The organism is Variovorax ureilyticus (genome assembly GCF_037889935.1).
Classification (GTDB): Bacteria; Pseudomonadota; Gammaproteobacteria; order Burkholderiales; family Burkholderiaceae_C; genus Variovorax; species Variovorax ureilyticus.
In genome coordinates this window covers 345,888-366,804 of sequence record NZ_JBBKZU010000004.1, presented here as the reverse complement: position 1 = coordinate 366,804, position 20,917 = coordinate 345,888, and the positions used below count along the sequence as shown (strand labels likewise).

The 20,917-nt window shown below is 64.8% G+C and carries 23 protein-coding genes; 6 read left to right on the top strand and 17 right to left on the bottom strand.

The genetic code is table 11. The features are described 5' to 3' along the window. The first annotated feature begins 19 nt into the window (after positions 1–19). On the top strand, positions 20–442 hold the full coding sequence (locus WKW77_RS11925) for an acyl-CoA thioesterase (RefSeq protein WP_340357047.1): 423 nt from the start codon (positions 20–22) through the stop codon (positions 440–442). A gap of 109 nt (positions 443–551) precedes the next feature. Here the strand turns inward: WKW77_RS11925 and WKW77_RS11920 are convergent, their stop codons facing one another. The 13 genes from WKW77_RS11920 to WKW77_RS11860 all read right to left on the bottom strand — a co-directional run bounded on the left by WKW77_RS11920 (position 552) and on the right by WKW77_RS11860 (position 13,852). Next, positions 552–1,316 (bottom strand): enoyl-CoA hydratase, encoded by a 765-nt coding sequence (locus WKW77_RS11920; protein WP_340357046.1) that lies wholly within the window; start codon positions 1,314–1,316, stop codon positions 552–554. A 26-nt stretch (positions 1,317–1,342) separates the two neighbouring features. After that, positions 1,343–1,936 carry a 2-hydroxychromene-2-carboxylate isomerase gene (locus WKW77_RS11915; RefSeq protein WP_340357045.1) on the bottom strand — a complete coding sequence of 198 codons (594 nt, stop codon included), beginning with the start codon at positions 1,934–1,936 and terminating at the stop codon, positions 1,343–1,345. Positions 1,937–1,948: 12 nt separating this feature from the next. Then, positions 1,949–2,695 (bottom strand): SDR family oxidoreductase, encoded by a 747-nt coding sequence (locus WKW77_RS11910; RefSeq protein WP_340357044.1) that lies wholly within the window; start codon positions 2,693–2,695, stop codon positions 1,949–1,951. A 5-nt stretch (positions 2,696–2,700) separates the two neighbouring features. After that, positions 2,701–3,534, bottom strand: a complete 834-nt coding sequence (locus WKW77_RS11905) for an acyl-CoA thioesterase (RefSeq protein ID WP_340357043.1) — start codon at positions 3,532–3,534, stop codon at positions 2,701–2,703. 77 nt (positions 3,535–3,611) lie between these two features. Beyond that, positions 3,612–4,811: an acetyl-CoA C-acyltransferase gene (locus tag WKW77_RS11900; RefSeq protein ID WP_340357042.1), complete on the bottom strand. Its 1,200-nt coding sequence runs from the start codon at positions 4,809–4,811 to the stop codon at positions 3,612–3,614. Between the two features lie 11 nt (positions 4,812–4,822). Beyond that, positions 4,823–7,222: a 3-hydroxyacyl-CoA dehydrogenase/enoyl-CoA hydratase family protein gene (locus WKW77_RS11895; protein WP_340357041.1), complete on the bottom strand. Its 2,400-nt coding sequence runs from the start codon at positions 7,220–7,222 to the stop codon at positions 4,823–4,825. Positions 7,223–7,349: 127 nt separating this feature from the next. Further along, positions 7,350–7,784, bottom strand: a complete 435-nt coding sequence (locus WKW77_RS11890) for a DUF2147 domain-containing protein (RefSeq protein WP_340357040.1) — start codon at positions 7,782–7,784, stop codon at positions 7,350–7,352. Positions 7,785–7,789: 5 nt separating this feature from the next. Further along, complete coding sequence (locus WKW77_RS11885) at positions 7,790–9,586, bottom strand: acyl-CoA dehydrogenase C-terminal domain-containing protein (protein ID WP_340357039.1); 1,797 nt, start codon at positions 9,584–9,586, stop codon at positions 7,790–7,792. Positions 9,587–9,646: 60 nt separating this feature from the next. Beyond that, positions 9,647–10,330 carry a TetR/AcrR family transcriptional regulator gene (locus WKW77_RS11880; RefSeq protein WP_340357038.1) on the bottom strand — a complete coding sequence of 228 codons (684 nt, stop codon included), beginning with the start codon at positions 10,328–10,330 and terminating at the stop codon, positions 9,647–9,649. A 368-nt stretch (positions 10,331–10,698) separates the two neighbouring features. Beyond that, positions 10,699–11,109 (bottom strand): hypothetical protein, encoded by a 411-nt coding sequence (locus WKW77_RS11875; RefSeq protein ID WP_340357037.1) that lies wholly within the window; start codon positions 11,107–11,109, stop codon positions 10,699–10,701. Next, on the bottom strand, positions 11,106–11,957 hold the full coding sequence (locus WKW77_RS11870; protein WP_340357036.1) for a metallophosphoesterase: 852 nt from the start codon (positions 11,955–11,957) through the stop codon (positions 11,106–11,108). The genes WKW77_RS11875 and WKW77_RS11870 overlap by 4 nt, the downstream gene beginning before the upstream one ends. After that, a complete protein-coding gene (locus WKW77_RS11865) occupies positions 11,954–12,475 on the bottom strand; it encodes a hypothetical protein (RefSeq protein ID WP_340357035.1) in 522 nt (173 codons plus the stop codon). Before WKW77_RS11865 ends, WKW77_RS11870 begins: the two co-directional genes overlap by 4 nt. Positions 12,476–12,481: 6 nt before the next feature. After that, positions 12,482–13,852, bottom strand: coding sequence for an AAA family ATPase (locus tag WKW77_RS11860; protein WP_340357034.1), 1,371 nt, complete (start codon positions 13,850–13,852; stop codon positions 12,482–12,484). Between the two features lie 48 nt (positions 13,853–13,900). Here WKW77_RS11860 and WKW77_RS11855 point away from each other — a divergent pair, with 48 nt between their 5' ends. Both WKW77_RS11855 and WKW77_RS11850 read left to right on the top strand, forming a co-directional pair. Further along, the gene (locus WKW77_RS11855) at positions 13,901–14,131 is read left to right on the top strand and encodes a hypothetical protein (protein ID WP_340357033.1); all 231 of its coding nucleotides are present in this window, start codon (positions 13,901–13,903) and stop codon (positions 14,129–14,131) included. 66 nt (positions 14,132–14,197) lie between these two features. After that, positions 14,198–14,506, top strand: a complete 309-nt coding sequence (locus WKW77_RS11850; protein WP_340357032.1) for a hypothetical protein — start codon at positions 14,198–14,200, stop codon at positions 14,504–14,506. On the opposite strand, the gene WKW77_RS11845 is transcribed toward WKW77_RS11850, so the two are convergent. From WKW77_RS11845 to tnpA, 3 genes are all read right to left on the bottom strand, one after another. Further along, positions 14,496–15,344 (bottom strand): fumarylacetoacetate hydrolase family protein, encoded by an 849-nt coding sequence (locus WKW77_RS11845; RefSeq protein WP_340357031.1) that lies wholly within the window; start codon positions 15,342–15,344, stop codon positions 14,496–14,498. The genes WKW77_RS11850 and WKW77_RS11845 overlap by 11 nt on opposite strands. 33 nt (positions 15,345–15,377) lie before the next feature. After that, positions 15,378–16,124, bottom strand: a complete 747-nt coding sequence (locus WKW77_RS11840) for an SDR family NAD(P)-dependent oxidoreductase (protein WP_340357030.1) — start codon at positions 16,122–16,124, stop codon at positions 15,378–15,380. Positions 16,125–16,185: 61 nt separating this feature from the next. Next, positions 16,186–16,602 (bottom strand): IS200/IS605 family transposase, encoded by a 417-nt coding sequence (tnpA, locus tag WKW77_RS11835; RefSeq protein ID WP_340357029.1) that lies wholly within the window; start codon positions 16,600–16,602, stop codon positions 16,186–16,188. Positions 16,603–16,624: 22 nt separating this feature from the next. Here tnpA and WKW77_RS11830 point away from each other — a divergent pair, with 22 nt between their 5' ends. Further along, positions 16,625–17,728 carry an RNA-guided endonuclease InsQ/TnpB family protein gene (locus tag WKW77_RS11830; protein ID WP_422823175.1) on the top strand — a complete coding sequence of 368 codons (1,104 nt, stop codon included), beginning with the start codon at positions 16,625–16,627 and terminating at the stop codon, positions 17,726–17,728. Here the strand turns inward: WKW77_RS11830 and WKW77_RS11825 are convergent. Next, positions 17,698–18,432: an SDR family oxidoreductase gene (locus WKW77_RS11825; protein WP_340357027.1), complete on the bottom strand. Its 735-nt coding sequence runs from the start codon at positions 18,430–18,432 to the stop codon at positions 17,698–17,700. The two genes, WKW77_RS11830 and WKW77_RS11825, sit on opposite strands and share 31 nt — an antisense overlap. Positions 18,433–18,595: 163 nt before the next feature. Between WKW77_RS11825 and WKW77_RS11820 the strand changes: the two genes are divergently transcribed. Both WKW77_RS11820 and WKW77_RS11815 read left to right on the top strand, forming a co-directional pair. Then, the gene (locus WKW77_RS11820; RefSeq protein WP_340357026.1) at positions 18,596–19,297 is read left to right on the top strand and encodes a FadR/GntR family transcriptional regulator; all 702 of its coding nucleotides are present in this window, start codon (positions 18,596–18,598) and stop codon (positions 19,295–19,297) included. Positions 19,298–19,379: 82 nt separating this feature from the next. After that, positions 19,380–20,906: a UxaA family hydrolase gene (locus WKW77_RS11815; RefSeq protein ID WP_340357025.1), complete on the top strand. Its 1,527-nt coding sequence runs from the start codon at positions 19,380–19,382 to the stop codon at positions 20,904–20,906. Positions 20,907–20,917 lie beyond the last annotated feature (11 nt).

Sequence of the window (20,917 nt, the reverse complement as noted above, 5' to 3'; positions counted from 1 at the left end):
GTTTCACGAGATTGTGCCCATGTCCGCTTCTCCCAGTGCCAATGTGGCCGCCACTCTCAAGAGCCTGCCCGCCGACATGGAGTTGGTGCTGAAGGTCATCCCGATGCCGGCCGACTGCAATGCCAACGGCGACATCTTCGGCGGCTGGGTCATGGCGCAGTGCGACCTGGCCGGCTCCGTGATTCCGGCGCGCCACGCCAAGGGTCGCATGGCGACGGTCGCCGTCAATGAGTTCATTTTCAAGCAGCCGGTGCGGCTGGGCGACATCCTGTCGTTCTACTCGAAGCTGGTGAAGATCGGGCGCACCTCGATCACGGTCACGGTCGAGGTGTTCGCCGAACGCTTCCACTCGCAGGGCGAGTACATCAAGGTGACCGAGGCCACCTTCACCTACGTCGCGATCGACGACAACGGGCGCCCGAGACCGGTAGCCCAGAGCTGATCCTTCTCTTGCGGGAAACACCGCGGAACCGGCTTTGCCGGGCCGCTGGTGTTGCCCCCGGTCGGGGGTTGGCGAAGCGACACGAAGTGCGCGCAGCCTGGGGGCGAGCTCAAAGTTTCGAGAAGTCTGGCTTGCGCTTTTCCATGAAGGCGGTGAAGGCCTCACGCGCAGCCGGTTCGCGCAGCATGCGGCCGAAGCTCTGGCCTTCCTCGCCCATGCGCTCCAGCACGGCGGATTGCTGCGATTTCTTCATCAGACGCTTGGTCTCGACCAATGCGGTCAGCGGCTTGGCTGCCAGCTTGCGCGCCTGCGCCTGGGCGATGGCGTTGCACTCGGTCGGCGGCACCACGCGGTTGACGAAGCCGATCTCGAGCGCAGCTTCGGCCATGAAGGGGTCGCCCAGCAGCAGTGCCTCGGCCGCACGGTGATAGCCGAACATCTGCGGCACCAGCAGGCTCGACGCCGCTTCGGGACAGAGGCCCAGGTTCACGAAAGGCATGGAGAACGCCGCGTTGTCGCCCGCATAGACGAGGTCGCAGTGGAACAGCAGCGTGGTGCCGATACCCACCGCCGGTCCGCAGACCGCCGCGACGATCGGCTTCGGGAAGCCCGCGATGCCGCGCAGGAAGCGGAACACCGGCGATTCCTGCGTGGAAGGCGGTGCATTGAGGAAGTCGCCGATGTCGTTGCCGGCACTGAAGATCGTGGCGTCGCCCTGGATCAGCACGGTCCGCACCGCGCTGCCCTGCTCGGCCTTTGCCAGCGCATCGGCGAGTTCGGCGTACATCGCACTCGTGATCGAGTTCTTCTTGTCGAGGCGGTTGAAGGTGATGGTCATCACACCGGCTTCGGTGTGGACGAGGATGTCGCTCATGGTGTGTCCTTGCTAAAAAAGCGCGATCAGGCGTCGAGCGCCTCGCGCACGAAATCGAGCCGGTCCTGGCCCCAGAACATCTGCTGGCCGACGAACATGGTGGGCGCGCCGAACACGCCGCGCTCCACCGCTTCCTGCGTGGCCGCCTTGAGGCGGTCCTTCACGTCCTGGGCGTTGGCCAGGGCCAGCATTTTCGCGGCATCGAAGCCGGCTTCCTGCAGCACCGCACCGACGGTCGCCGGATCGTTGAGGTTGCGCGGCTGCACCCACATGGCGCGGTAGATCGCGTCGACGTAGGCGGCGAAACGAGCGGGTTCGTGCATCTGCATGCCCACGGCGCCGCGCATCAGCAGCAGCGTGTTGATAGGGAAGTGCGGGTTGAACTGGAAAGGCACGCCGTAGCGCCGCGCGAAGCGCGCGAGGTCCTTCATCATGTACGGCCCCTTGGCAGGGATCGTCGCCGGCGAGTGATTGCCGGTCGCCTGGAACACGCCGCCGAGCAGCATCGGCTTCCAGACCAGTTCAGCGCCCGCCTCGGCACAGAGGCGCGGCAGTTGGGTGTAGGCGAGGTAGGAAGCGGGGCTTCCGAAGTCGAAGTAGAACTCGACCGGTTTCGTCATGGACTCGTCTCCTCAGAACTTCTCGGACCACGGCCGCAGGTCGAGCTCATGGGTCCAGGCATCGCGCGGCTGCGAATGCAGCATCCAGTAGGCATCGGCGATGTGCTCGGGGTTGAGGATGCCATCCTGCGCCTTCAATGCATAGCGCTCGGGGAAATTGGTGCGGATGAATTCGGTGTCGATCGCGCCGTCGATGATGGAGTGCGCGACGTGGATGCCGCGCGGGCCGAGTTCCCGCGCCATGCTCTGCGCCAGTGCCCGCAGGGCCATCTTCGCGCCGGAGAACGCGCCGAAGTTCGCGCCGCCGCGCAGCGACGCGGTCGCGCCGGTGAAGATGATGGTGCCGCGGTGCTCGCCCTCGGGCAGTTCGCGCGCCACCATTCGCCTGGCCACTTCGCGCCCATTGAGGAAGCCGGAGAAGCAGGCCATCTCCCACACCTTGAAGTATTTGCGTGCGGTTTCGGTCAGGATGCTCTCCGGCACGTTGGCGCCGATGTTGAACACCAGCACTTCGATCGGCCCGACCGTGGATTCGATCTGCTCGACCAGCGCGACGACTTCCTCTTCCTTGCGCGCATCGCTGGCGAAGGCATGCGCCCGGCCGCCTTCGGACGCGATCTGCGCGACCAGCGGCTGGAGCTTCTCCAGCGTGCGACGCGTGACGCAGGTGGCATAGCCCCCGCGTGCGAACCGGCGGGCGATCGCACCACCGGTCGCGTCGCCGGCGCCGACAATCAATGCAGCCTTGGTGGATGCCATGTCGCTCACTCCTTGAAGTAGACGATCTGGTTGCTGGTCGCGAGCAGCGTGCCGGATTCGCTCCACAGCTGCGCCGCCTGGTCAAAGTAGCCGTTGCGGAACTGCTGCCCGGTCGCGCGGCCGAGCAGGTAGCCCGTGCCGATTTCGTGCAGCAGCGATGCGTCGGTGTGGAAGTAGGTCGTGATTGACACGGTGCCGATCGGCACCGGCGTGGCGCGGCGCAGCCACACGCGCGGATAGAAGGTGTCGCTCAGCGCGGCGAGCGATGCGAAGTCCAGCGCGCGCGACGGGTCGTCGCGCAGCCACATCAGCGTTTCGCTATGGTCGCCGCTGCCGTCCCATTGCGTCGGAATGGTGCCGCTGACCGGACGCATCTCGTAGCGCTGCAGCCAGGCGACACCGCGCGGCCCGATCGAGAGGCGCGCTACCGCTTCGGGCGACGGAACGTCGGGCATCGGCAGATCGTTCGCGCTCCAGGTTTCGCGGCGCACGGCCGTGACCACGGTGCCGGTGGTCGTCACCTGCAGATGTCCATCCGCATCCGCCTGCGACATGGCGATGGTCCAGTGTTGCGTCGAGCGGTTGGTGCGGACCGGAATCGCCTGGACCTCGAACGCGCCGGGACCGATCGCAGCGGCGTAGTTCACGGTCAGCGCCACCGGATCGCCGAGCAGGTCGGGATGCTTCAGCACCGACTGCAGCATGATCGCCGCCGTCGTGCCGCCGAAGGGGCCGACCATGTTCCAGTAGTCCTGGCCCATGGTGCCGGTGAAATGCCCCGCCCGGATGTCGCTGTGCACCAGCGCGAGGGTCTTGTCGAGGGGATGTGTCGTCTTCATGGCGCCAGTGTGCCTCCGTGACAAAGAGCGGCGCAGTCGTCTTGGAGACGCCGCGCCTGCTCACAAACCCTGAAGGATCAGACGCGCTCGAAGATTCCTGCGGCGCCCTGCCCCATGCCCACGCACATCGTGACCATGCCGTACTTGAGCTTCTTGCGCTGCAGGGCATGGACCACGGTGGCCGAGCGGATCGCGCCCGTCGCACCCAGCGGATGGCCCAGGGCGATCGCGCCACCCATCGGATTGACCTTCGCCGGATCGAGCCCCAGCGTGTTCATCACGGCGAGCGACTGCGCGGCGAAGGCTTCGTTGAGTTCGAACCAGTCGATCTGGTCCTGCGACAAACCCGCGTAACGCAGCGCGGCCGGGATCGCCTCGATCGGGCCGATGCCCATGATGTGCGGCGGCACGCCCTTGCTCGCGAAGCTCACGAAGCGCGCGAGCGGCTTCAGGTCGAACTGCTTGCAGGCCTTCTCGCTCGCGATGATCAGCGCGCCCGCGCCGTCCGAGGTCTGCGAGCTGTTGCCGGCCGTGACGGTGCCGCGCGCGGCGAACACGGTGCGCAGCTTGGCGAGGCCTTCGATCGTGGTGTCGGGGCGCGCGCCTTCGTCGAGCTTGACGGTGCGTGTCCTGGCGATGACTTCACCCGTCTCCAGATTGGGGATGCGGTCCGTCACTTCGATCGGCGTGATCTCGGCGGCAAACTCGCCGGCCTGCTGCGCGGCGAGTGCGCGCTGGTGCGATTGCAGCGCGAATGCGTCCTGCGCCTCGCGGCTCACCTTCCATTGCTGCGCGACCTTCTCGGCGGTGAGGCCCATGCCGTAGGCGATGCCCACGTCGCCGTCGCGCTCGAAGATCGAAGGCGACAGCGAGGGCGAGTTGCCCATCATCGGCACCATGCTCATGCTCTCCACGCCGGCCGCGATCATCACTTCGGCTTCGCCCACGCGGATGCGATCGGCCGCCATCTGCACTGCAGAAAGGCCCGAGGCGCAGAAGCGGTTCACCGTGATGCCGCCGACGCTGGTCGGCAGGCCCGCGAGCACCGCACCGATGCGCGCGACGTTCAGGCCCTGCTGCGCTTCGGGGATCGCGCAGCCGCAGATGATGTCCTCGATGACCTTCGGGTCGAGGTTTGGCACCGCCGCGAGCGCCGACTTCAACGTGGTCGCTAGCAGGTCGTCCGGGCGGTAGTTGCGGAAGTAGCCGCGATGCGACTTGCCGATCGGCGTGCGGGTCGCGGAGACGATGTAGGCGTCTTGAATTTGCTTGCTCATGGTGTGTGTCCTTAGTTGCGCACGGGCTTGCCAGTGCTGAGCATCCCCATGATTCGCTCTTGCGTCTTGGGATGCACGATGAGCGAGCAGAAGGCCTTGCGCTCGAGCGTCATCAAATATTCTTCCGTGACCAGCGACCCGGCGTCGACGTCACCGCCGGTGACGACTTCTGCGATCAGGCTCGCGATGTGGAAGTCGTGCTGGCTGATGAAGCCGCCGTCGCGCATGTTCACGAGCTGGCCCTTGATGGTCGCGGCGCCGCTGCGGCCCGCAACCTTGAAGGGCCGGCGCAGCGGCGGGCGCCAGCCGGCATCGGCCATCGACCTGACCTGCTGCAGTGCGACGTAGAGCAGTTCGTCCTTGTTCGGCACGATCACGTCGCTGTCCAGCAGGTAGCCGAGCTTCTTCGAATCGAGCGCACCGGTGCCCACCTTCGCCATCGCGGCGGCGGTGAAGCCTTCGGTCAGGAAAGGCAGGATGTCGGTGCCCGTCGACGCAGCGGCGTTCTCGGCGGCGCGCCGTGCGATGTAGGTCAGGCCCCCGGCGCCGGGGATCAGGCCCACGCCGACTTCGACGAGGCCGATGTAGCTTTCCATCGCCGCGACGCGCTTCGCGGAATGGATCGCGAGTTCGCAGCCGCCGCCCAGCGCCATGCCGCGCACGGCGGAGATCACCGGCACGTTGGCGTAGCGGATCTTGAGCATGACCTTCTGAAGCTCTTCTTCCGCACCTTCGACCGCACCGATTCCGGCGACGACGAAAGCCGGCAGCATCGCCTGCAGGTCAGCACCGACCGAGAACATCTCGTCAGGCGACCAGATCACGAGGCCCTTGTAGTCCTTCTCCGCCAGATCGACCGCCGCCGAAAGACCTTCGGCCACGTCGGGGCTGATGGCGTGCATCTTCGAATGGATGCTCGCGATCAGCACTTCGCCGTCGAGCGTCCAGACGCGCACGTCGCCTTCGTCCTGGATCGTGGTGCCGGCCTTGTTCGCGTCGGGCGCGTTGGCGCCGAGCACGCTCTCGGGGAAGAGCTGGCGCTCATGCACCGGCAGGCGGCGCTGCGGCACGAAGACGTTGGCCGATGCGCTCCACGAGCCTTGCGGCGTGTGCACGCCACCGGCTTCCGCCACCGGGCCTTCGAAGACCCACTTCGGCAGCGGCGCGTTCGACAGCGCCTTGCCGCTCGCGATGTCTTCCTGGATCCAGGTCGCGACCTGCTTCCAGCCGGCTTCCTGCCAGAGCTCGAACGGGCCCTGCTTCATGCCGAAGCCCCAGCGCATCGCGAAATCGATGTCGCGTGCGCTCTCGGCGATGGTCGCCAGATGCACCGCCGCGTAGTGGAAGCTGTCGCGCAGGATCGCCCACAGGAACTGCCCTTGCGCGCCTTCGCTCTCGCGCAGCAGCTTCAGGCGTTCGCCGGCCGGCTTCTTGAGCATGCGGCCGTAGACCTCGTCGGCCTTCTCGCCCGAAGGCACGTAGTCGCCCTTCGCGAGATCGAAGCGCAGGATGTCGCGCCCTGCCTTCTTGAAGAAGCCGGCCTTGGTCTTCTGGCCGAGGTTGCCCAGTTCGAGCAGCTTGGCGAGCACCGGCGGCGTCGCGAAGTTCGCATAGAACGGATCGCTCTTCTCGTCGAGGTTGTCCTGCAGCGTCTTGATGACGTGCGCCATGGTGTCCAGGCCCACCACGTCCGCGGTGCGGAAGGTGCCCGAGCTGGCGCGGCCGAGCTTCTTGCCGGTGAGGTCGTCCACCACATCGGGCGTGAGGCCGAACTTCTCGACTTCCTTCAACGTGGCCAGCATGCCGGCGATGCCGACGCGGTTGGCGATGAAGTTGGGCGTGTCGTGCGCGCGAACCACGCCCTTGCCGAGCGTGCTGGTCACGAAGGCTTCGAGCTGGTCGAGCACCTGCGCTTCGGTGGTCGGCGTGTTGATCAGCTCGACCAGGAACATGTAGCGCGGCGGGTTGAAGAAGTGGATGCCGCAGAAGCGCGGCTTGAGCGACTCCGGCAGCGCCTCGCTCAGTTTGGTGATCGACAGGCCCGAGGTGTTCGAGGCCAGGATCGCATGCTTGGCGACGTGTGGCGCGATCTTCTTGTAGAGATCGAGCTTCCAGTCCATGCGCTCGGCGATCGCTTCGATCACCAGGTCGCATTCGCCGAGCTTGGCGAGATCGTCTTCGTAGTTGGCCTGCTCGATCAGCGCAGCGTCGGCCACGTCGCCGAGCGGCGCGGGCTTGAGCTTCTTGAGGTTGTCGATCGCGCGGCTCACGATGCCGTTCTTCGGGCCTTCTTTCGCGGGCAGGTCGAACAGCACGACCGGCACGCGCACGTTGACGAGATGCGCCGCGATCTGCGCGCCCATCACGCCGGCGCCGAGCACAGCGACCTTTTTCACTTGGAATCTGGACATAACAGGGCCTATTGAAAGAGTTCTGATTGATTCGAGGAACCCCGTGGAACCGGCTTTGCCGGGCCACCGGGGTTGCCCCCTTGAGAGGGGAGGCGGCTACACGAAGTGAGCAAGCAACGGGGGAGGATCAAGGCATGCGGCTCCAGGTTTGGGTGCGCCACAAGGGACCGAGGTAGCCGCGCACTTCGAGCTTCTTGCCGCCGTCGATCGGCGTGAAGCTCGCGCGGTATTCCTTGCCGTTCTCGGGATCGAGGATCTTTCCGCCTTCCCAGACGTCCTTGCCCTCGGCCTTCTTGCCGCCGCGGATGATGTCGAGGCCGACCATCGGCTTGCCCTTGCGGTCGTCGGTGCATTCATCGCACGCCGCATCGGGCTTCGCATCCTTGCGGAGCGTCTTCTCGATGCGGCCCTGCAAGCCGCCGGCCGACTCGGCGATCCGGATCTCGGCCTTCGATTCGCCGGTCTTGTCGTCGACGCTGCGCCAGAGGCCCACGGGGCTCATCTGCGCCATCGCCGACGCGCTGCCGGCGACGAGGAGGATCGATGCGAGCAAGGACTTCATGGCGTTCAGGCGAGGGCTGCGTCGGTGTTCATCAGCGGGGCGGCCCCGGCGCGTGCGGTGCGCATCAGCGTCGCGGTCTCGGGGAACAGCTTCGCAAAGTAGAAGCGCGCGGTCTGCAGCTTGGCTTGGTAGAACGGGTCGGTGTTGCCGGCCGCGATCTGGCGCAACGCGGTGCGCGCCATCAGGGCGAAGAGATAACCGAACACGAAGTGACCCGCAACGCGCAGGTAATCGACGGCGGCCGCGCCGACTTCATCGGGGTTCTGGAAGCCCTTGAAGCCGATCTCGGTCGTGAACTTGGTGAGCTGGTCGCCGAGGATCGCGATCGGGGTGATGAACTCGCTCATCTTCTCGTTCACGCCTTCTTCTTCCACCAGCTTGCCGACGAGCTTGCCGAATTTCTTCAGCGTCGCGCCGTTGTTGCCCAGCACCTTGCGGCCCAGCAGGTCGAGCGACTGGATGGTGTTCGTGCCCTCATAGATCATGTTGATGCGGTTGTCGCGCACGAACTGCTCCATGCCCCATTCCTTGACGAAGCCGTGGCCGCCGAAGACCTGCATGCAGGCGTTGGTCGAGATGTGGCCGTTGTCGGTGATGAAGGCCTTCACGATCGGCGTGAGCAGCGCGACGAGTTCGCCGCTGTCCTTGCGTACCTTCTCGTCGGGGTGGCCGTGTTCCTTGTCGAGCAGCAGCGCGCACAGCGACGCGAGCGCGCGGCCGCCTTCGGCATAGGCCTTGGCGGTCATCAGCATCTTGCGCACGTCAGGGTGCACGATGATCGGATCGGCTTCCTTGTCCTTGGCCTTCACGCCCGACAGCGAGCGCATCTGGATGCGGTCCTTGGCGTAGGCCAGCGCATTCTGGAAGGCGACTTCGGTCAGGCCCAGCGACTGGTTGCCGACGCCGAGGCGCGCGGCGTTCATCATGACGAACATCGCGGCCAGGCCCTTGTTGGCCTCGCCGACCAGCGTACCGACGGCGCCTTCGAGCACCATCTGCGCGGTCGCGTTGCCGTGGATGCCCATCTTGTGCTCCAGGCCGCCGCAGTAGATGCCGTTGCGGCTGCCGAGCGAGCCGTCGGCCTTGACGTTGAACTTCGGCACCACGAACAGGCTGATGCCCTTGCTGCCCTTCGGCGCATCCGGCAGGCGCGCGAGCACCAGGTGGATGATGTTCTCGGCCATGTCGTGCTCGCCGGCCGAGATGAAGATCTTGTTGCCGGTCAGCTTGTAGGTGCCGTCGGCCTGCGGTTCGGCCTTGGTGCGCAACATGCCGAGATCGGTGCCGCAATGGGGTTCGGTCAGGCACATGGTGCCGGTCCACTCGCCCGTGGTGAGCTTGGGAAGGTAGGTCTTCTTCTGCTCGTCGGTGCCGTGCGCGGCGAGGGCTTCGTACGCGCCGTGCGAGAGGCCCGGATACATCGTCCACGCCTGGTTGGCCGAGTTCAGCATCTCGTAGAACTGCTGGTTCACGACGAAGGGCAGGCCCTGGCCGCCGAAAGCCGGATCGCACGACAGCGCCGCCCAGCCGCCTTCGATGTACTGCGCGTAGGCTTCCTTGAAGCCCTTGGGCGTCTTCACTTCATGCGTGGTCCTGTCGAGGATGCAGCCTTCCTCGTCGCCGCTGATGTTGAGCGGGAAGGTGACTTCGGACGCGAACTTGCCGCCTTCTTCCAGCACCGCGTTGATGGTGTCGACATCGACTTCGGCATGCCGGGGGATGGCCTTGAGCTCCTCCGTGACATTCAGGACCTCGTGCATCACGAACTGCATGTCGCGAAGAGGCGGGGTGTAGGCGGGCATGTGGAGATCTCCGGAAGTGAAATTTTGAAAAGAGAAGGAAACGGGTTCAGACCGCCGCGCTCAGCGGACGGTCTTCAGACGACGGTCCGTCGGGTCGGCAACGACGCCGGGCGCGTCGGGCGATGCGGAGCGCGCAAGGATGTTGTCGAACCCGGCATTGGCGCGGGCCAGCGATTCGGGTGAGCGCAGGAAGCGCGCCTCATAGTGCAAGGCGAGGATGAGCGCGTGGATCTCGAAGGCGATCTGCTTCTCGTCGGCATCCTCGCGAAGATGGCCTTCGGCCTTGGCCTGCACCACGGCGCGGTACATCGCGGCCAGCCAGGTGTTCACGGAATCGGCGAGCGCGTCGCGCACCGGACCGGGCCGGTCGTCGAACTCGACCGCACCGCTGATATAGATGCAGCCGGAGTCGATCTCGGCCGAGGTGCGCTTCATCCAGTTCGCGAACAAGGCGCGTAGGCGGGGCAGGCCACGCGGTGCTTCGAGTGCCGGATAGAACACCTCCTGCTCGAAGCGGGCGTGATATTCACGCACCACCGAGATCTGGAGTTCCTCGCGCGAGCCGAAGTGGGCGAAGACGCCCGACTTGCTCATCTGCGTGACCTCGGCGATCGCGCCGATCGACAGTCCTTCGAGGCCGATCTGCGCGGCAAGATTCAGGGCCGCATCGATGATGACGGCCTTGGTCTGCTGGCCCTTCTGGGGCGCGCGGGCCGTTTTGGCGGAGGCGGGACGTGGGGACATCGAGCGGTCAGGAAATAAAACGAACGATCGTTCTATTTTGCAGGACTTTTCTCCCATCAGAAAGCCGAAAGACCTTTGATCGCGCTAGGTTTTTCCGGGCCGCGGAACTTCTGCCACCCCGCGCCGACAAAGACAGCTTTGTCTTTTCGAAAGAGGTCCCATGGCGAGGACTGTCGATTCGCAGAAGTCCGTCCACAACGTGCAGCCCAGGAAGCCGAATCGCGCGCGGTGACGCATCCAGCGTGCAGATAGGCGACCCGGCCGACCACGTCGCCAGCCAAGATCGCCACATCGGAGTCCAGTCCCTTCGGAACCTCGAAGGTCGAATTCAGCGTGCAGGTCCGAAAGAATCAAAGCTTCATGGTCAATCAATGCGCGTGGGCCGTTGCAACCGCCAGGACGCGCGCAACCGGCACTCCTTGTTCGAGAGCCACTCGCGGTGTCAAGCCGCCGAGCGCCGGCGTCGGGGTCTCGAGAAAGTCGAGGATCTGCCAGCAATTCCGCGTACCCAGAGATTGGCCGATCCGCCGAATAGAGGACCAAGCCGAAGCCTCGAACTGCCATCGAGGCACCCTCACTACGCCGTCCGGGTCATCAAACCCGATGCACTGGCCGCCACTAATCCAAGCCGCGATCGTCGAGCCCTCTACACCCATGATCAACCCAGCCTCCTCGACCGTGACCATATCCGCCGCCCGCAAGCGCTCACGACGGTACTTCTGCCCTTCTCGGAGCAAGGCCGCCGCCTGAGCGGCTGTCGCGTAGATATCCTTGGTCATGTCCGACGTCCGTCCTTCCGATCTGGCACATGGAGCACCAAGCCCGGATCGAAGTTGCTGTTTTCCGTCCTGCCGCTCCAGTTGACGTAGCCGCGGGGGTTGCAAACGACGCGGCAACAGCCCACTCGATAGTCAAAGCTCTGATGCATGTGACCGTGCACCCAGAGCACAGGCACGTCGAAGAACGCCTCAGGTAGCTCGCTCACGAAAGCGGCCGATACCCAGTCCTGCGCGTATCGCTCGGCAAGCGAGCCGCGATGCGGAGCATGGTGCGTAACGACGACAGTGGGTCCTTCAAACGGCTCCGAGAGCATGTCGGTCAGCAATTTGCGCTGCCTGAGGTGAATGCGGCGCGTGTCCGCGGCCTTGAGCTTCCGCCCATCGCGAGCACGCCAGGTATCGGGCTCTGCGAATTCATCGGCAGCTCGAATTAGGGCGTAGTCGTTCATGAGGTTGGTTGCCATCCTCATGCTCACAGAGGCGTCGCTGCGCCGGCCGCCTGGCGTGTCAATTTCGAGCTCCAAATCCGTCCAAAGCGTCGCGCCGAGGAAGCGCACCCCATCGATCACGACTTGGTCGCCATCAAGAAGATGGACGCCGAGGGACAAGGCCGCCGCGCGCGTCTCCGCGAGCGCTTGGTCCATTCGAGTGTCGTAGAACTCATGGTTGCCCGGGACGTAAACCACTGGCTTGCCGCCAAAGCGTGCGACGTCGCCAGCCCAACGAGCGGCTTTGACCGCAGGGGAATGAATGTCGCCGGCCAGAATCGCTACATCGAAGTCCAAGCCATCCGGTAGCTCGAACGGTGCGAACTCCAGATGCAGGTCGGAGAGGATCAGTAGTTTCATTTCGCCAAACCCCAATCACTAGCGGATTTCCAGATTGAGCACTTCCAGTCCCGGTGGCCCTCCTCGAATGTGTCCGCACGATGCTCGGGGCATAGCGATGCCCAAGGACCCTGGTCGTTGTTGATCTCTGACGGCGCACCGCCGACGATGCACAGGTTTCTAAGCTTCACCTCGAGCTGCAGGACGAGTTCGTTGATCGCGAGGGCGACTGGATCATGTCCCTCAGCAGCCGCGCATTCGAAACGATGCACCTCAGTCGGCCGATGGATGTTGACCGCAACGCGTCCCTTGCCCTCCATCAGATAGGCGAGGCGGGGCGAGCCCAACTTCTCCCGCACCCTCGTCCAGTGGAAGCCGCGCTTGTCCACGCCGAGGAGCGCATCGACGTCTTCGCAGGCCTCGGCCAAGGGCGGGAGCCACCCGCGGAAGAATGTGTAAGCGCGGCGACGCTCCTCCCCTTCGAGCGGGAACATGTAGGGGAAGCGGGCCTGCAGGGTCTCTGGCGTGACGTCGTTCATGTCAATTCAGCTCCTGACCACAAACACCGAGATCTCGTCGCCGCCGTCCCCCTTCGGCTTCGGGGGGCCCGCCGCACGGCCCGCTGGCACTTCGAAATCCGCGTCCTCGAAGTGACGACGGCCCTTATAGGCGGCCGCCCCCAACGCACGCTCGCAGGCCATGCGGATCTGGCGCGGCGTCAGCCACGCCAGCCGGCAGATCTGCAGGTTTGTCGGACGCGCGAAAGTCGCGCGGACGCTCTCGACCGGCACCGTACGCTCCAGCGTCGCCTGGAAGATGCTGTGGGCCAGCACCAGGCGGCCGTCGATGTCGGGCTCCTCGATGAAGAACTCGAGAAAACGAGAGCGCACGGGCGCGCTGATGCGTTCCGCGTCGTTGGCCGTCGCCACATAGATCACGTAACTCGCGTCGAACTCGAAATCCGCGCTCATGTCCTTCACCTTGGAGGCCGTGACCGGCTCGAGCAGGGTGAGCAACGCATCAACAGGGCGGTAGTTGTTGCTGCCCTGGGCGCCCTTGTCGATCTCATCCAGCAAGACGATCGGATTTGCCTGTTTGCCGAGCACGATGAGCTCCCACAGCGCGCCGACCGCCGTGTTACCCCAATGTCGCTCCGAGCCTCGCAAGCCCGAGTTCGACTGGGGGTTGTCAAAGGCCTGCCGATGGATCGCGGTCTGGAGAACCTCCGCCAGCTGGTGCGTGAAATGCGTCTTGCCGACGCCGGGTGCGCCAAGCAACAAGATCGGCGGGAGCACCGGCGGCCGCCCCGTCAGGTCCGCGAGCGCAAGCGCGCGCCCGATCGCTTCGACGACGGGAGCGAAGTTCGGCATCTCCGAAACCAGCCGCGCAAGATCCTCGCGCCAGGCCGGTGGCCGAGCGATTGAGCGCCAGGGTCCTTCAGCCATGGCCTTGGCGAAGTGCCGCAGGTCTCGCGCCACGACATCCTTGTCGCCGCTCGCAGGGTTGTTCTTTAGCGCATCGAAGCGTTCGCGTGCGGCCTGCCAATCGAACACGGCAACACTGTCAGCTGGTGCAGGCGGTAGTTCGTCGGGCACCGTCAATGCCAGCGCAGCCTGGTACGGCGTCAAGGAAGGTCGATGTGCCGGCGGAGGTGATGGCTTGGCGGCATTCTCCGCCTTGATCCTTTCCTCCTCGCTCAGTCGCCTCGCCTTGTACGCGGCATCGGCTGCGGCGCGAGCACGAGCCGCTTCCTCGTACTCCAGTCGTTCTCTCTCGAGAGCTTCGAGCTCCAGCTGCTCGACCAGCACCGCCGGCACGAGGAGATGAACATCCTTGGGGAGAGCTTCCGGACCGACTGCGTTCCGGTGGACACCGTAACCTGGCGGGATCCTGTTGGGCTTCTTCTTGCTGACCATTCTGGGCTCCTGGCGGAGCCGGATGGATCAGCTCCTTAAGACTGGGAAATGAAGTTGGACATCGGTGGGCGTGCGATCACTACCTGCTTCGAATTTCGTTCCGAGATGCGCGAGCCCATCGACATGCACGCGCCCACGCGCATGCCGATGGCGGCGCGCTCTGTGGTGATTGCGTGGTTCAGCATGTCGATTTCAAAAAGTCTTGAAGGATGGACGCATCTTAAGAGCCGCATCGGTTCATCCGCAAGTGCGCGTGTCGCGATGGGCCAACACAAATGATTGGGGTCACCGAGTCGATGGCCGTGCTCGTCGCGCTGAACTGGGCACAGCTTGCCGCGCCGGCCCGTGTTGGGGCTCTTCTTCGCCTACGTGATCTTCCTGCAGGGCTCGACTCCTTTCGAAACCCGTCGCCATGCCAGGGAGATGCAGGCCCAGCGCGACCTGGGCGACAAGGCGGAAGCATCGCGATTCATCGAACTGCGCAACTTCCTCCAGACGCAGGACAACACGCACATGGCGCGCAACGCCGAGCGGGACGACACGCTCCTGGCGCGCATCGCGCAGCTCGAAAAACGTCTCGATCAGAGCGCTTCGCTGTCGGCGGCCCGAGCCGGCCGCCTGGCAAAGATCACTGACGTGCCGTTCAGAGCTTGAACGGAATCACTTCCTGCCGCTGCTCGCCCAGGCCTTCGATGCCGAGCGTCATCACGTCGCCCTTCTTCAGGTACAGCGGCGGCTTCATGCCGAGGCCCACGCCGGGCGGCGTGCCGGTGGTGATGACGTCGCCGGGCATCAGCGTCATGAACTGGCTCAGGTAGCTCACGATCCTGGCGACGTTGAAGATCATCGTCTTCGTGTTGCCCGTCTGCATGCGCTTGCCGTTGAGGTCGAGCCACATCGAGAGCTTCTGAGGATTGGGCACGTCGTCACGCGTGACCAACCAGGGGCCGATCGGGCCGAAGGTGTCGCAGCCCTTGCCCTTGTCCCATGTGCCGCCGCGTTCGATCTGGTATTCGCGCTCGCTCACGTCGTTGACGACGCAGTAGCCGGCGACGCAGTTCAGCGCATCCTTCTGCGACACATAACGGGCGCGCGCACCGATCACCACGCCGAGCTCGACTTCCCAGTCGCTCTTGACCGAGCCCTTGGGCAACATGACCGGATCGTCCGGGCCCTGGATGCAACTCGTCGCCTTCATGAAGACCACCGGCTCGGCGGGAATGGGCAGTCCCGATTCCGCTGCGTGGTCCGCGTAGTTGAGGCCGATGGCGATGAACTTGCCGACGTTCGCCACCGGCGAGCCGTAGCGCGGCTTGCCCTTGACCAGCGGGAGCTTGTCGACCTTGACCTTGCGCAGCTTGGCAAGCGCGGCGTCGCTGAGCTGCTCGGGTCCGATGTCCTTGACCACCGCGCTCAAGTCGCGCAGCTTGCCGTCACCATCGATGAGGCCCGGCTTCTCCTTGCCCGGGTTGCCATAGCGAACGAGTTTCATCAGTCTGTCCTTTCTTTGTGCTTGATGTCAGTGTCAGTAAGTGGAGCGGCCGCCCGAGAGGTCGAACACGGCGCCAGTCGAGAATGAGCATTCTTCCGTGCAGAGCCAGGCGACCATCGCGGCGATCTCCTCGATCTTGCCAAAGCGCCCCATCGGGATTTTCGACAGCATGAAGGCGATGTGGTCCGGAGTCATCTGGTCGAAGATCGCGGTCTTCACCGCGGCAGGCGTCACGCAATTGACGCGCACGCCCGTGTCGGCGAGTTCCTTGCCGAGCGACTTGGTGAGCGCGATCAGGCCCGCCTTGCTGGCGCTGTAGGCGCTGGCGTTGGGGTTGCCGTCCTTGCCTGCGACCGAGGCGATGTTGACGATGCGGCCATAGCCTTGCGAGCGCATCTGGCCGACGACCTCGCGGCAGCAGATGAAGGGCCCGTTCAGATTCACATCCATCACCTGCCGCCACGCATCGACCGGATAGTCCCAGAGCCAGGTGTTCGGCCCGGTGATGCCGGCGCTATTGACGAGCGCGTCAATGCGCCCAGCCTGCGCCAGCGTGGCCGCGACCGCCTTGGCAACCGAAGGCTGCTGGGTCACGTCGACCGTTAGTGCGAAAGCCTTCGCGCCCAGCGACCACGCTGCTTTGGTCGCCGCCTCGCCGTTGCTGTCCCAGATGGTCACGCTACCGCCCGAAGCCAACAGGCGCTGCGCAATGCCGTACCCGAGTCCGGTCGCACCGCCGGTAATGACGGCATGCCGGCCGGAGAAGTCGAGCTGGTTCATCGAAAACTCCTAGAAACCTTGGCCTTCAGACGAAGGTGGGGGTCAGCGTCAAGCGCGGTGTTCAAGGGGTTGAACTGGCGCGCTGGCCGTCGACGTATTGCTTGATAGCCTCCAGCGGCGCACCGCTGGCGCTGACCACAAAGTAGGACGGTGACCAAAGCGTACCTTTCCGGTAGCGCTGGGCAACCTCGGGGCAGTCTATGCGCAGCAAGCGGCTCGATGTGCCCTTGAGCGCATTGACCAGCACCGACACGGAATGCTTGGGCGGGTATTCGATCAGAAGGTGGATGTGATCCGACTCTCCCTTGCACGCGATGAGCTGCGCGCCCATTGCCGTGCAGACTTTGGCGAAATGTCCCTGCAGCCAGGTAAGCGCCTCGCCGTCGAACACTTTGCGCCGATACTTTGTCATGCAGACCAAATGTATGACGAGCCTCGAAACCGAGTGCCTTTCCCTGCGCAATTCTTGAACTGACATCAGAGCAGACCAATCCTTTACAATGACCCGCATGCTGGTCGTTTACCGCTATCGGGTCAAGTCGTTGACAGGCCTGCTTTCCAAGCAGGCTCGAGTTGTAAATTTCGTCTTCAACTACTGCAACGACCGGCAAAAGGATGCTCTGCGCTTTGGCCGGCGCTGGCTCACCGGGTTCGATCTGAACAAACTCACCACCGGAAGCGGAAAGGAACTTGGCTTGCACTCCGGCACCGTCAACGCGGTGTGCGAGCAATATGCCAAGTCGCGCAGCCAGAAGAAGCGTCCATTCCTGCGCTACCGGAGTCGCAGCAAATCGCTGGGCTGGGTACCCATGAAAGGTCGCGACGTCAAGGAAACGCCCGAAGGCTTCCACTTCCACGGCCGCGAGTTCAAGGTCTTCAAGAGTCGGACGCTGCCCCCGGGCGCCAAGATCAAGGACGGCACGAACTTCGCGCAAGATGCACGCGGCAATTGGTTCTTGAACGTGTGCATCGAAGTGCCTAACGGGCAGATGCGGGAGTTCCTCAACGGTGTAGGTATTGATTTGGGCCTGAAAGACTTCGCCACCCTGTCCACCGGCGAGAAGATCAACAATCCGGCGCATTTGCGCCAACTCGAGGAAAAGCTCGCTACCGCCCAGCGCGCGGGCAAGAAGCGCCAAGCGGCCAGCGTGCACGCAAAGATCGCCAACAGCCGACGCGACTTTCTGCACAAGCTCTCGACACGCATCATGCGTGAGTTTGACTACGTCGCGATCGGCAATGTGTCGTCCGCAAAACTTGCCAAGACCACGTTGGCAAAGAGCGTCTTGGACGCATCGTGGTCGTCCTTCCGGCAAATGCTCGCGTACAAGGCGATTGCGCATGGCGCGGGCTACGAGGAAGTCAACGAGGCATGGAGTACCCAGACCTGCAACGCATGCGGCGTAGTCGCCGGTCCGAAAGGGCGTGCGGGACTGAATGAGCGCAACTGGACCTGTGGCTGCGGTGTGGAGCACGACCGCGACGTCAACGCCGCCAGAAATATCTTGTTGCGCGGTTCCGGACATGGAACCCCTGTAGAGGGAATCCCCGTCCATTGGGGCGGTGGAGTATGTCAAATGGTGATGCCGCCGTCGACCGAGTAGGCCTGCCCGGTGACGAACTGTGATTCGTCGCTCGCGAGGAAAACGATCAGCGGAGCGATCTCTTCCGCCTGTGCGAGACGACCCATCGGCTGCCTCGCGATGAAGGCCTTGCGCGCTTCCACCGGATCGGCATTTGCGTTGATGCGGTCGGAGAGCGACGGCGTATCGACCGTGCCCGGGCACACCGCGTTGCAGCGGATGCCCTGCGCCACGTAGTCCGCCGCGATGCTCTTGGTCAATCCGATGACGGCCGCCTTGGTGGTGCCGTACACGCAGCGGTTGGGCAGCCCCTTGATGCTCGAGCACACGCTGGCCATATTGATGATGCTGCCCTGCCCCTTCGCGAGCATGCCCGGCAGCACCGCCTTGATCATGCGGAACTGCGCGCGCACGTTGAGGTGGAAGGCGAAGTCGAGGTCGTCGTCGCTCGCCTGCAGCGCCGCGCCGTTGTGCACCACGCCCGCGCAGTTGAAGAGCACGTCGAGCGCGGGAACGCCCTTGACGAAGGCGTCGATCGCGTCCTTGTCGAGCACATCGAGCTTCGCGGCGTGGATGTTGGCGATGCCGGCAAAGCGCTCCAGCAGTTTCTCGTTCACATCGGTTGCCCAGACCTGCGCGCCTTCGGATGCGAGTGAGAGCGCGCTCGCGTGGCCTATGCCCTGCCCGGCCGCGGTCACGAGCGCGGTCTTGCCCTGGAGTCTCATGGAGTGTCCTCGTTGAAGCTGTCGAATGGCGTTCTGCCGCAGCGAGCGAAGCCTTCAGGGTTTCGCCCGATGGCTGCCGTCCGATCGGCTCCGTATTCTGAATTGGCCTGACCACTTGTCCAATTCAGGGACAACCCTATAGCGCCATTCACACGCCCCCGCCGTGCCTCTCCAGACCGTCGAGCCCCGTCGCCTCTACCGGCAGATCGCAGACCAGCTTCGCGCGCTGATCGCGGCAGGCGAGTTCGCGGCCGGCGACCGTCTGCCGGCCGAGCGGGATCTCTCCAACCAGCTCGGCGTGAGCCGCCCCTCGGTACGCGAAGCACTCATCGCGCTGGAGGTCGAAGGCTGGGTCGAAGTGCGGACGGGCTCGGGCGTCTACGTGCTCGACCGTTCGCATCGCGCCGCCGAGCCCGTCGCCGCCGCGGAATGGGGTCCGCTCGAACTCATTCGCGCGCGTCGCGTGATCGAGGGCGAGACCGCCGCGCTCGCGGCGACGCTTGGCAAGCGCAGGGACGTCGACGCGATGACGCGCGCGATCGATGCCATGCGCGACATGGCCGACCGCAACGTCATGCCGCTCGAAGGCGACCGGGCCTTCCACCTCGCGATCGTCGATGCCTGCGGCAACGTGGTGCTCTCCGAGACGGTGCAGGCCTTCTGGGATTCGCGCAAGGGCCCGATCTTCACGAGGCTCGGCGGCTACTTCGAAACCGTGAAGTCGTGGCGCAGCGCGATCGCCGAGCACGAAGCGATCCGCGACGCCATTGCGGCCCGCGATGCGGACGCCGCGCGCCGCGCCATGCACGAGCACATGGACAGGTCGCACCAGCGGTTCAGCGCGAGCTGGCGAAAGGCGAGATGACCACCCCCGTTGCTTGCTCACTTCGTGTAGCCGGCCGGCTGCAATGCAGGCAGCCCATCGGAATGACAAAAGGACAAAACCCATGAACCCCTTTATCCGCCTCCATCCCGCCGACGACGTCGTGATCGCGCGCGGGCAGTTGCTCGGCGGCACGCCCGTCGAAGGCGTGACCGCACGCGGGCTGATCCCGCCGGGCCACAAGATCGCAGTGCGTGCGATCGCGCAGGGCGAACCGGTGCGGCGCTACAACCAGATCATCGGCTTCGCGAGCCGGCCGATCGCGGCTGGCGAACACGTGCACACGCACAACCTCGACATGGGGCCGGACAAGGGCCACTTCGACCGCGACTACGCCTTCGGCGCCGACGTCAAGACGCCGCCCGCGCGACGCGAAGCCAGCTTCATGGGCATCCGACGTGCGGACGGCCGCGTGGCGACGCGCAACTACATCGGCGTGCTGACCAGCGTCAACTGTTCCGCAACGGCAGCCCGCGCGATCGCGGACCACTTCTCGCGCAAGACCAACCCGGCAGCGCTCGCGGACTTCCCGAATGTCGATGGCGTGGTGGCCCTCACGCACGGGACCGGCTGCGGCATGGACGCCGGCGGGCTCGGCATGCAGATTCTCGAACGTACCCTGACCGGCTATGCGACACATGCCAACTTCGCGGCCGTGCTCGTCGTCGGGCTGGGCTGCGAGGCGAACCAGATCAATGCATGGCTCGCGACCGGCAACCTCCAGGAAGGCGAGAACCTGCGCGTCTTCAACATCCAGGACACCGGCGGCACCCGCAAGACCGTCGAGAAAGGCATCGCTCTGATCAACGAGATGCTGCCGCGCGCCAATGCAGTGGAGCGGGAACCCTGCAGTGCGTCGCACATCACGATCGGGCTGCAGTGCGGGGGCTCGGACGGCTATTCGGGCATCAGCGCCAATCCTGCCCTGGGTGCGGCGGTGGATCTCCTGGTGGCGCATGGCGGCACCGCGATCCTGTCCGAAACGCCGGAGGTGTACGGCGCCGAGCACCTGCTGACGCGCCGCGCGGTGCGCCGGGAGGTCGGCGAAAAGCTCGTCGACCGCATCCGCTGGTGGGAGCACTACACCGCCATCAACGAAGGCGAGATGAACAACAACCCGTCGCCAGGCAACAAGGCCGGCGGGCTCACGACCATCCTCGAGAAGTCGCTGGGCGCGGTCGCCAAGGGCGGCACCAGCAACCTCGAAGCGGTCTACGAATACGCCGAGCCGGTGACTGCGCACGGCTTCGTCTACATGGACACGCCGGGCTACGACCCGGTCAGCGCCACCGGGCAGGTGGCAGGCGGCGCGAACATGATCTGCTTCACCACCGGCCGCGGCTCCGCCTACGGCTGCGCGCCTTCGCCTTCGCTCAAGCTCGCGACCAACTCGGCGCTCTGGCAGCGGCAGGAAGAGGACATGGACATCAACTGCGGCGAGATCGTCGAGGGCACGGTGTCGATCCAGGAGATGGGCCAGCGCATCTTCGATCTCGTGCTCGCAACGGCCTCGGGCGAGGCCTCGAAGAGCGAGAAGCACGGCTATGGCCAGAACGAATTCGTGCCGTGGCAAGTTGGCGCAGTCATGTAAGAAAGAGACCT

Excerpts from the sequence above, each read along its gene's own strand:
- WKW77_RS11875 (WP_340357037.1), bottom strand. The coding sequence starts at position 11,109 with ATGACCAAGGATATCTACGCGACAGCCGCTCAGGCGGCGGCCTTGCTC.
- WKW77_RS11840 (WP_340357030.1), bottom strand. The coding sequence starts at position 16,124 with ATGAACCAGCTCGACTTCTCCGGCCGGCATGCCGTCATTACCGGCGGT.
- WKW77_RS11890 (WP_340357040.1), bottom strand. The coding sequence starts at position 7,784 with ATGAAGTCCTTGCTCGCATCGATCCTCCTCGTCGCCGGCAGCGCGTCG.
- WKW77_RS11920 (WP_340357046.1), bottom strand. The coding sequence starts at position 1,316 with ATGAGCGACATCCTCGTCCACACCGAAGCCGGTGTGATGACCATCACC.
- WKW77_RS11815 (WP_340357025.1), top strand. The coding sequence starts at position 19,380 with ATGAACCCCTTTATCCGCCTCCATCCCGCCGACGACGTCGTGATCGCG.
- WKW77_RS11880 (WP_340357038.1), bottom strand. The coding sequence starts at position 10,330 with ATGTCCCCACGTCCCGCCTCCGCCAAAACGGCCCGCGCGCCCCAGAAG.
- WKW77_RS11870 (WP_340357036.1), bottom strand. The coding sequence starts at position 11,957 with ATGAAACTACTGATCCTCTCCGACCTGCATCTGGAGTTCGCACCGTTC.
- WKW77_RS11905 (WP_340357043.1), bottom strand. The coding sequence starts at position 3,534 with ATGAAGACGACACATCCCCTCGACAAGACCCTCGCGCTGGTGCACAGC.
- WKW77_RS11830 (WP_422823175.1), top strand. The coding sequence starts at position 16,625 with ATGACCCGCATGCTGGTCGTTTACCGCTATCGGGTCAAGTCGTTGACA.
- WKW77_RS11925 (WP_340357047.1), top strand. The coding sequence starts at position 20 with ATGTCCGCTTCTCCCAGTGCCAATGTGGCCGCCACTCTCAAGAGCCTG.
- WKW77_RS11885 (WP_340357039.1), bottom strand. The coding sequence starts at position 9,586 with ATGCCCGCCTACACCCCGCCTCTTCGCGACATGCAGTTCGTGATGCAC.
- WKW77_RS11855 (WP_340357033.1), top strand. The coding sequence starts at position 13,901 with ATGAAGTTGGACATCGGTGGGCGTGCGATCACTACCTGCTTCGAATTT.
- WKW77_RS11865 (WP_340357035.1), bottom strand. The coding sequence starts at position 12,475 with ATGAACGACGTCACGCCAGAGACCCTGCAGGCCCGCTTCCCCTACATG.
- WKW77_RS11895 (WP_340357041.1), bottom strand. The coding sequence starts at position 7,222 with ATGTCCAGATTCCAAGTGAAAAAGGTCGCTGTGCTCGGCGCCGGCGTG.
- tnpA (WP_340357029.1), bottom strand. The coding sequence starts at position 16,602 with ATGTCAGTTCAAGAATTGCGCAGGGAAAGGCACTCGGTTTCGAGGCTC.
- WKW77_RS11915 (WP_340357045.1), bottom strand. The coding sequence starts at position 1,936 with ATGACGAAACCGGTCGAGTTCTACTTCGACTTCGGAAGCCCCGCTTCC.
- WKW77_RS11910 (WP_340357044.1), bottom strand. The coding sequence starts at position 2,695 with ATGGCATCCACCAAGGCTGCATTGATTGTCGGCGCCGGCGACGCGACC.
- WKW77_RS11900 (WP_340357042.1), bottom strand. The coding sequence starts at position 4,811 with ATGAGCAAGCAAATTCAAGACGCCTACATCGTCTCCGCGACCCGCACG.
- WKW77_RS11860 (WP_340357034.1), bottom strand. The coding sequence starts at position 13,852 with ATGGTCAGCAAGAAGAAGCCCAACAGGATCCCGCCAGGTTACGGTGTC.
- WKW77_RS11825 (WP_340357027.1), bottom strand. The coding sequence starts at position 18,432 with ATGAGACTCCAGGGCAAGACCGCGCTCGTGACCGCGGCCGGGCAGGGC.
- WKW77_RS11845 (WP_340357031.1), bottom strand. The coding sequence starts at position 15,344 with ATGAAACTCGTTCGCTATGGCAACCCGGGCAAGGAGAAGCCGGGCCTC.